The organism is Kitasatospora sp. NPDC059462 (assembly GCF_042749955.1).
Lineage (GTDB): Bacteria > Actinomycetota > Actinomycetes > Streptomycetales > Streptomycetaceae > Kitasatospora.
On the sequence record NZ_JBHYUU010000251.1, the window covers coordinates 1 to 9,866 of the forward strand.

Sequence of the window (9,866 nt, forward strand, 5' to 3'; positions counted from 1 at the left end):
CCGTGGTCGCGGCGAAGGCCGCCGGCGCGGCCCACCTGGACGACCTGCTGGGCGACCGTCCGCTGGACGCGTTCGTGCTCTTCTCCTCGATCGCCGGGACCTGGGGCGGGGGCGGCCAGGGCGCCTACAGCGCCGCCAACGCCGCCCTGGACGCGCTGGCCCAGGCCCGCCGGGCCCGGGGCCTCGCGGCGACCGCCGTCGCCTGGGGCCCGTGGGCCGAGTCGGGCATGGCCGGTTCCGCCGAGGTGGCCGGCAGCCTGCGCCGCCGGGGCCTGCGGCCGCTGGCGCCGGACGCCGCGATCGCCGCGCTGGCCGGGCTGCTGGAGCGCGGTGAGAGCGCCGTGACGGTGGCCGACGTGGCGTGGGAGCGGTTCGCCCCCGCGTTCACCGTGGTGCGGCCCAGCCCGCTGCTGTCGGAGCTGCCCGAGGTCCGGGCGGCCCTGCGGCCGGCCGCGGACCCGCGCGACGGCGACCTCTCCGAGGAGGCCGGCGCGCTGCGCCGCACCCTCGCCGGGGCCGGGCCCGCCGAGCGGGAACGCTCCCTGGTGGAGCTGGTCCGCGCCGAGGCGGCCGCCGTGCTCGGGCTGCGCGGCCCCCATCTGGTCGAGCCCGGACGGCCGTTCCGGGAGCTGGGCTTCGACTCGCTGACCGCAGTGGAGCTGCGCGACCGGCTGACCCGGGCCACCGGGGTCCAGCTGTCCACCACCGTCGTGTTCGACCACCCCACGGCCGACGCACTGGCGCGGCGGCTGCTCGCCGACCTGCTGGGCGAGGCCACCGCCCCCGGCGCCGGGGACGGGCCCGTGACGGCCGGCCGGGACGACGAGCCGATCGCCATCGTCGCGATGAGCTGCCGCTTCCCCGGGGGCGTGCGCAGCCCCGAGGAGCTGTGGCAGCTGGTGGCCGGGGAGACCGACGCGATGTCGGTGTTCCCCGGCAACCGGGGCTGGGACCTGGACGCGCTCTACCACCCCGACCCCGACCACCCGGGCACCACCTACGCGCGCTCCGGCGGCTTCCTGCACGACCTGCCCGACTTCGACGCCGCCTTCTTCGGCATCTCGCCGCGCGAGGCCGTCGCCATGGACCCCCAGCAGCGGCTGCTGCTGGAGACCTCCTGGGAGCTGTTCGAGCGGGCCGGCATCGACCCGGCGACCGTGCGGGGCACCCCGACCGGCGTGTTCGTCGGCACCGGCTACCAGGACTACCTCCAGCGCGGCCTGGAGGTCTCCGACGACGTGGTGGGCTACCTGGGCACCGGCAACGCGGCCAGCGTGGTGTCCGGGCGGATCTCCTACACCTTCGGCCTGGAGGGCCCGGCGGTCACCGTGGACACCGCCTGCTCGTCCTCGCTGGTGGCCCTGCACATGGCCGTCCAGTCGCTGCGCAACGGCGAGTGCTCGATGGCGCTGGCCGGCGGTGTCACCGTGATGTCCAACTCCGGTGCCTTCGTGGAGTTCAGCCGGCAGCGCGCGCTCGCCGCCGACGGCCGCTGCAAGGCGTTCGCGGCCGCCGCCGACGGCACCGGCTGGGGCGAGGGCGTCGGCCTGCTGCTGGTGGAGCGGCTCTCGGACGCCGAGCGCCACGGTCACCGGGTGCTGGCGGTGGTGCGCGGCAGCGCGATCAACCAGGACGGCGCCTCCAACGGCCTGACGGCGCCCAACGGCCCCGCCCAGCAGCGGGTGATCCGCCGGGCGCTGGCGAGCGCCGGACTGTCGGCGGCGGACGTCGACGTGGTGGAGGGGCACGGCACCGGCACCCGGCTGGGCGACCCGATCGAGGCGCAGGCGCTGCTGGCCACCTACGGGCAGGACCGCGAACGGCCGCTGTGGCTCGGCTCGTTGAAGTCCAACATCGGTCACACCCAGGCCGCCGCCGGGGTCGGCGGCATCATCAAGATGGTGCAGGCGCTCCGGCACGAGCTGCTGCCCAGGACCCTGCACGTGGACGAGCCCACCCCGCACGTCGACTGGTCGGCGGGCGCCGTGGAACTGCTGACCGAACCGGTGGCCTGGCCCGCGGGCGCCCGCCCCCGCCGGGCCGGCGTCTCCTCCTTCGGGATGAGCGGCACCAACGCCCATGTGATCATCGAGGAACCCCCGGCCGCCCGCCCGGCCCCGGCGGCCGACGCCGCACCGCGGCGGACACCGCTGGAACCGGTGGCGGTGGTCCTGCCGCTGTCCGCCCGGACGGCCGGCGCGCTGGAGGAGCAGGCCGCCTCGCTCGCCGCGCTGCTCCACGCGCGGCCCGAGCTGCGGCCCCAGGACGTCGGCCACTCGCTCGCCACCACCCGCTCCGCCTTCGAACAGCGGGCGGTCGTGGTGGGCGGCGACCGGGCGGAGCTGACCGCGGGGCTGGAGGCGCTGGCGACCGGCGGCTCCCACCGGCTGGTGGCGCGCGGCACCGCGGGCGGCGAGCCGAAGACCGTGTTCGTCTTCCCCGGCCAGGGCTCGCAGTGGTCCGGCATGGCGGTCGGCCTGCTGGATTCCTCCCCGGTGTTCCGCGACAGCGTCGCCGCCTGCTCCCGGGCGCTGGCCCCGTACGTGGACTGGCGCGCGGAGGACGTGCTGCGCGAGGCGCCCGGTGCGCCAGGACTCGACCGGATCGAGGTCATCCAGCCGGTGCTCTGGGCGGTCATGGTCTCGCTCGCCGAGCTGTGGCGCTCCTGCGGGGTGCGGCCCGCCGCCGTGGTCGGGCACTCGCAGGGCGAGATCGCGGCCGCCTGCAGCGCCGGCGCGCTGTCGCTGGAGGACGGCGCGCGGATCGTGGCGCTGCGCAGCCGGCTGCTGGCCGGGGTGCCGGGCGGCATGGTCTCGGTGCCGCTGCCGGAGGCGGAGGTTGCCGGGCGGCTGGAACGGTGGGAGGGGCGCCTGAGCGTGGCCGCGGTCAACGGCCCGCAGAGCGTGGTGGTGGCCGGCGACCTCGACGCCGTCGAGGAACTGCTCGCCGCCTGCGAGGCCGAGGGGGTGGCGGCCAAGCGGGTGCGGGTGGACTGCCCCTCGCACTGCCCCCAGGTCGAGGTGCTGCGCGAGGAACTCGCCGGGATGCTGGCCGGGATCACCCCGAAGGCGCCGGCGGTGCCGTTCTACTCCACCGTCACCGGCGAGGTGGTCGAGGGCGCCGAGCTGGACGCCGACTACTGGTACCGCAACCTGCGCCGGCCGGTGCAGTTCGAACGGGCCGCGCGGCGGTTGCTGGCCGACGGCCACCAGGTGTTCGTCGAGGTCAGCCCGCACCCGGTGCTGGCGTTCGGCCTTCAGGAGACCGTCGACGCCGTCACCCGCGAGGAGGACGGGGCGCCGGACGCCGGTGCGCGGCGCGGCCTGCCGCCCGCCGTGGTGCCCACCCTGCGGCGCGGTGACGGAGGCGCCCGGCGCTTCCTGATCTCGCTGGGCGAGGCCCACACCCACGGGGTGCGGCCCGACTGGTCCGCGGTCTTCGCGGGCTGGGACGCGCGGGAGACGGACCTGCCGACCTACCCCTTCCAGCGCCGGAGGTACTGGCTGGAGACGGCCGCCCGGCCCGCCGCAGCGGCGGCCCCGGAGGCGGACGCCGAGTTCTGGGCGGCCGTCGAACACGAGGACCTGGCGTCGCTGACCGGGGACCGGCGGCTGGCGCAGGACGCCACGCTGGGCTCGGCCCTGCCCGCGCTCTCCGCCTGGCACCGGCGCCGCCGCGAGGAGTCCGAGGCGGACGGCTGGCGCTACCGGATCACCTGGCAGTCCGTCCCGGAGCCGGTGGCGCCCGGGCCGGCCGGGAGCTGGCTGGTGCTGCTGCCGCCGGAGCCGGCGGCCGGTCCCGCTCCCGCCGCCGAGCTGGCGCTGAACGCCCTGGCCCTGCACGGCGCCGAGGTGGTCCGGCTGACCGCGGGGGACGACGAGGACCGCCGGGCGCTGGCCGCGCGGCTGCGCCGGGCGGCCGACGGCCTCGGCGCGGACGGCCCGCGCGGGGTGCTGTCGCTGCTCGCGCTCGACGAGCGGCCCCACCCCGGGCATCCGGGCCTGTCCCTGGGACTGGGCCGGACCCTGACGCTGGTGCAGGCGCTCGGCGACGCCGGGCTCGCGGCCCCGCTGTGGTGCGCCACCCGGGCGGCGGTCTCCGTCGACGGCCTCGACACCGGCGCCCGCGACACCGCCCCCGGTCCGCTGCGCGGCACCGCCCAGGCACAGGTCTGGGCGCTGGGGCGGGTCGCCGCGCTGGAACTGCCCGCCCGCTGGGGCGGCCTGGTCGACCTGCCCGACCTGCCCGGGGGCGCGGCGGCCACGGACGGCCGGATCCTCCGCCGCCTGGGCGCCGTGCTCTGCGGCGCCACCGGCGAGGACCAGCTCGCGCTGCGGGCCGGCGGCCTGTACGCCCGGCGGCTGGTGCGGGCCCCGCGCCCGGCCGGTCCCGCCGTGCGGCCCTGGCAGGTGCGCGGCACCGTGCTGGTCACCGGGGGCACCGGCTTCATCGGCGGCCAGGTCGCCCGCGCACTCGCCGCCGACGGCGCCGAGCACCTGGTGCTGGCCGGCCGCGCCGGGGCGGCCGCCGAGGGCGCCGAGCAGCTGCGGGGGGAACTGGAGGCGCTGGGCGCCAAGGTGACGCTCGTCGCCTGCGACCTCGCGGACCGGGCGGCGGTCGCCGACCTGGTGGCCGGCCTGGACGACCTGGCGCCGCTCAGCGCCGTGGTGCACGCCGCCGGAGTGGGCGGCGCGCCCGCGCTGCTCGCCGACACCACCGAGGCGGAGTTCGCCGCCGTACTGGGCGCGAAGGCGCTCGGCGCCGCGCACCTGGACGAACTGCTGGGGGAACGCCCGCTGGACGCGTTCGTGCTCTTCTCCTCCGGCGCCGCGGCCTGGGGCAGCGGCGCCCAGGCCGGCTACGCGGCCGCCAACGCCTTCGTGGACGCGCTCGCCGAGAACCGTCGCGCCCGCGGGCTGGCCGCCACCTCCGTCGCCTGGGGCGCCTGGGGCGGCGGCGGCATGGTCGACGCCGCCGCCGGGGAGCGCCTGCGGGCGCGCGGCCTGGAGCCGATGAGCCCCGAGCTGGGGGTCCTGGCGCTGCGCCGTGCGGTGGAGGGCGGGGACACCACGCTGGTGGTCGCCGCCGTGGACTGGGAGCGCTTCGTGCCGGGCTTCACCGCGGCCCGGCCCAGCCCGCTGATCGGCGAGCTGCCCGAGGTCGCCCGGCTGCTCGCCGCGCAGGAGGGCGAGGACGCCGCCGCCGACGCCGCCGAGCCTCCGCTGCTGCGCCGGCTGGCCGCCCTGGCGGTCGGCGAACACGCCTCGGAGATCGTGGAGTTCGTCCGCGGCGAGGCCGCCGCCGTGCTCGGCCACCCCTCGAAGGAGGCGGTCCAGGCCCAGCACGTGTTCCTGGAGCTGGGCTTCGACTCGCTCACCGCCGTCGAGTTCGGCAAGCGGCTCAGCCGGGCCAGCGGCCTTCGGCTGCCGAGCACGCTGGCCTTCGACCACCGCACCCCGGCCGAGGTGGGGCGGCGGCTGCTGGCCCTGCTGGCTGAGCGCGGCGGTGCCCCGGCCGGTGGGCCCGCGGACGCGCCGCAACAGCCGCGGCCGGAGCCGGAGCCGGAGTCGCAGGACCTGATCGTCTCGCTCTACCGCCGGGCCGGGGAGCTCGGCCGGATGGCGGAGGGGATCGAGCTGGTCACCGCCGCCGCCCGGCTGCGGCCGGTCTTCGCCGCGGCGTCGGCCGCCGACCACCTGCCCGCGCCGGTGGCCTTCGCGCAGCACCCGGACGGCCCGCAACTCGTCTGCCTGGGCCCGTACATGGCGCCGTCGGGCGTGCACCAGTACGCCCGGTTCGCCGCCGCGTTCGGCGGCCGGCGCGGCATCTGGGCGCTGTCCGAGCCGGGCTTCGTCCCGGGGGAGGCGCTGCCGCAGGACGTCGCCGCGCTGGTCGAGGTGCACGCCACGGCCATCGAACGCAGCGTGGGCGACCGGCCGGTGGTCCTGGTCGGCTACTCCTCGGGCGGCTGGGTGGCCCACGCGGTCGCCTGCCACCTGGAGCGGCTCGGACGCCCGGTGGCGGGGATCGTCATGCTGGACAGCTTCACCCGGCGCGAGCGGATGGGCGAGCGCTTCCAGTCGGCGGTGGTGGAGGGGCAGTCGGAGCGCTTCGGCTTCGTCTCCGCGCCGGGCACCCAGCTCACCGCGATGGGCGGCTACCTGAGGATCTTCGAGGACTGGGACGCGCCGCGGGCCGCCGCGCCGACGCTGGTCGTCCGGGCCGCGGAATGGATGGCCCGGGGCGGGGCGGACGCCGACGACCGCCCCGCCGCCCCCGAGCACGCCGACACCGTGGTCGAAGTGCCCGGCAACCACTACACCCTGATGGAACGTCATGCCCACGAGGCCGCCGCGGCGGTCGACGCCTGGCTGGACGCGCTCGGCCCGGTGGGGCCGTGACCGCCGCCGGCAGCCCCCTCCCACCCACGACGCAAGGAGCGACAACTCCCGTGAACCGTCCCGCTGACGACGACCGGTGGATCCGCAGGTTCCACCCGCGCCCCGACGCCGCGGTCCGCCTGGTCTGCCTGCCGCACGCAGGAGGCTCCGCGAGCTACTTCCTCCCGGTCTCCCGGGCGATGCCGCCGTCCGTGGACGTCCTGTGCGTCCAGTACCCCGGACGTCAGGACCGCCGTGCCGAACCGCTCGTCGACAACGTCCCCGACCTCGCCGACCAGGTCCTCGCCGCGCTGCTGCCCTGGACGGACCGGCCGCTGGCCTTCTTCGGCCACAGCCTGGGCGCCACCCTGGCGTTCGAGGTCGCCCGGCGCCTGGAGCGGCAGAAGGGGCTGGTGGCGGCCGGCCTGTTCGCCTCCGGGCGCCGCGCCCCCTCCACCCACCGCGTCGAGACGGTGCACCTGCGCGACGACGACGGCCTGATCGCCGACATCCGCGAGCTGAGCGGCACCGACGACCGGCTGCTGGGGGACGAGGAGATCCTGCGGATGATCCTGCCCGCCACCCGCGCCGACTACCGGGCCGCCGAGACCTACGCCTACGAGCCCGGCGAGGCCCTGCGCTGCCCGCTGTCCGCCCTGGTCGGCGACGACGACCCCAAGGTCACCGTCGCCGAGGCCGCCGCCTGGGCCGACCACACCGAGGGCCCCTTCGACCTGCGGGTCTTCCCCGGCGGCCACTTCTACCTGGCCGACCACCAGGCCGCGGTCATCGAGGCGGTGACCGCGCGGCTGACCGCCCGCTGAGCGTCCCGGCCCGCGCGGACGCGCCGGCCCCGGAGCGGCGGACACCCGCCCCGGGGCCGGCGCACCCGTCCCGCCGCTGCCCGCCACTGCCCGTGCCGCCCGCGCGCCCGGCATCCCCCCCGGGCCGCGATTGCCCAGGTCAGGGCGGTGGGGCCGGGTATGTAGACTCTCCGGGGACCGGGCGGGACCCGGTTCCGGCGGGCGAGCGCGGACGGGACGAGTCGGAGATGGCGGGAGCGGACGGTCCACTGTCCCGCAGCGGTCTGCGCGGCCGGGAGGCCGAGCTGGCCGAGCTCACCGCGCTGATCGCGTCGGTCGCCCGCACCGGGAGCGGCGGGCTGGCCCTGATCCAGGGCGAACCGGGCATCGGCAAGACCACGCTCCTCGCCGAGGCCGTCTCCAGGGCCCGGGCGGCGGGCTTCTCGGCCGGCGTCGGCAAGGCCGACGAACTGCACCACATCGTGCCGCTCTCGTCGCTGGCCACCTCCGTCCTGCACGGCGAGCGGCCGCTGCTGTCCGGCGACGACTTCGCCGGCCTCGCCCGCCACCACGACCAGCGGATCTGGCTGGTGGAACGGCTCGCGGAGGCCATCGAGGCCCGGGCGGACAGCATGCCGGTCCTGGTCGGCCTGGACGACGTGCAGTGGGCCGACACGCTGAGCCGCTTCGCCCTGCAACAGCTCCCGACCCGCCTGCGGACCTCGCCGGTGCTCTGGCTGCTGACCGGCCGGCGCGCGCCCGCCGCCCCGGCGGAGGAGATCGTCGCCGCCGCGGCCGGGAACCTCCCGGCGGTCACCGTCCGGCTGGGCCCGCTGTCCGGCGAGGCCATCGGCCGGCTGGCCCGCGACACGCTCGGCACGCCGGTCGACGCAGCGGTGCGGGACCTGCTGGACGGAGCGGGCGGCAACCCCTTCCTCGCGGTCGAGATGCTCAGGGGCCTGCGCGAGGCCGAGGCGCCCGACCAGCCCGTGCCGCCGGACCAGCCCGTGCCGCCGGGCCTGGTGGTGGGCGTGCGCGGCCGGCTCAAGTCCCTGGGGCCGGACACCCTGGGCTTCCTCCAGATGGGAGCCGTCCTGGGCCGCGGCTTCGGCTTCGACGCCGCCGCCGCGCTCTGCGGCCGGCCCGCCGCCACCCTCGTCCCGGCGCTGGAGGAGGCCCTGCGCGCCGGGCTCCTGGACGACGACGGCGACCGGCTGGTGTTCCGGCACGACCTGCTGCGCCAGGCGGTCTACGCCGACATCCCGCCGTCGGCCCGCAAGGCCCTGCACCGGGAGGCCGCCCGCAGCCTGGTCGCGGCGGGGCACCGGCCGGTCGACGCGGTGCCGCACGTCCTCCGGGGAGCGCTGCCCGGGGACGAGGAGGCCGTGCTGCTGCTGCGGCGCGCGGCCGACGAGGTGCTGCCGGTCACGCCGGAGCTCGCGGCCGACCTCATGACGCGCGCCCTGGAGCTCGCCCCCTCGCCGGGCCCGCTCCGGTTCGCCGTGGGGGAGCAGGCCGTCCGCTGCCTGACCCGGGCGGGCCGGAGCCGGCAGGCCCTGGCCGCGGGGGACGGACTGCTGGCCGAGCGGCCGCCGCTGGAGGCCTTCGGCCGGCTGCAGGCCGCCCTCGGCGGCACGCTGTGGGAGCTGGACCAGGCGGGCGAACTGCGCCGCCGGACCGAGGCCGCCCTCGCCACGGGCGCCGCCGCCCCGGAGGTCGGGGCGAGGCTGGCCGCCCTGCGCACGCTGGCCCTGTCCCGGGAACCGGACCTGGTCGCGGCGCGCGAGGCCGGCGAGGCCGCGCTGCGGGCCGCCACCGCCACCGGCGACCGGGAGGCGCACGTCCTGGCGCTGTCCGCGCTCGGCGAGATCGCCCAGAACGCGGGGGAGAGCGCCACCGCGCTGGAGCGGTTCGCCGCGCTGAGCGCCCTCGACCCGGCCTTCCTGCCCGAGGAGGTCGTCGCGCACCTGCACCTGGACGACTTCGGGACCGCCGGACGGCTGCTCCTGGGCGGGGCCGACACCGGGACGGCACGTCAGACGATGCTGGCGTGGGCCCAGGGCCAGCACGACCTCGGCCTCGGCCGGCTCGACGACGCCGAGGCCGACCTGGTGACCATGGAACGGCTGGAGGACGAGCTGCGGATCCGCGTCCAGCAGGTGAACGGCCGGGTGCTCCGCTCCCGGATCGCGCTGCTGCGCGGTGAGCGCGAGGCGGCGCGGGAGCAGCTGGCCGCCGCCCGGGAACGGCTGGCGGCCAAGCCGAACGCGGGCAACACCGCCGCGGTGGGCTTCCTGGAGGCCGTCCACGCCGGGGCCGACGGCGACCCCGGGCTCGCCGCCGAGCGGATCCGGCTGGTGCAGCGGCAGGGCCCCTTCATGCGCTGGCGGATCCTGCGCAACTCGGTGGCCCTCGCCACCCGCCTGGCCCTGCGCGCCGGGGAGCGGGAGCTCGCCGAGGACCTCGCCGCCCAGGCCGCCGCCCACGCGGACCGCAACCCCGCCGTGCCGACGGCCACCGGCCTCGCGGCGCAGGCCCGCGGGCTGGTGGCGAACGACCCCGCCGTGCTCGCGCACGCCGTGGACCTGCTCGGCGCGAGCCCCCGTCCGCTGGTGCGCGCCGACGCCTGCGCCGACCTGGGGCGCGCGCTGCTGGCGGCGGGCCGCACGCGCCCGGCGGTGGC

General features: G+C 78.0%; 3 protein-coding genes. All 3 read left to right on the forward strand.

Going from position 1 to position 9,866, the window contains the following annotated elements:
• On the forward strand, positions 1–6,401 hold a 6,401-nt coding region (locus tag ACFXAM_RS35515; RefSeq protein ID WP_380297679.1), incomplete at its 5' end, for a type I polyketide synthase.
• A gap of 50 nt (positions 6,402–6,451) precedes the next feature.
• Positions 6,452–7,204 carry a thioesterase II family protein gene (locus ACFXAM_RS35520; protein ID WP_380297681.1) on the forward strand — a complete coding sequence of 251 codons (753 nt, stop codon included), beginning with the start codon at positions 6,452–6,454 and terminating at the stop codon, positions 7,202–7,204.
• Positions 7,205–7,431: 227 nt separating this feature from the next.
• A partial coding sequence (locus ACFXAM_RS35525; RefSeq protein ID WP_380297683.1) for an ATP-binding protein occupies positions 7,432–9,866 on the forward strand: 2,435 nt, incomplete at its 3' end.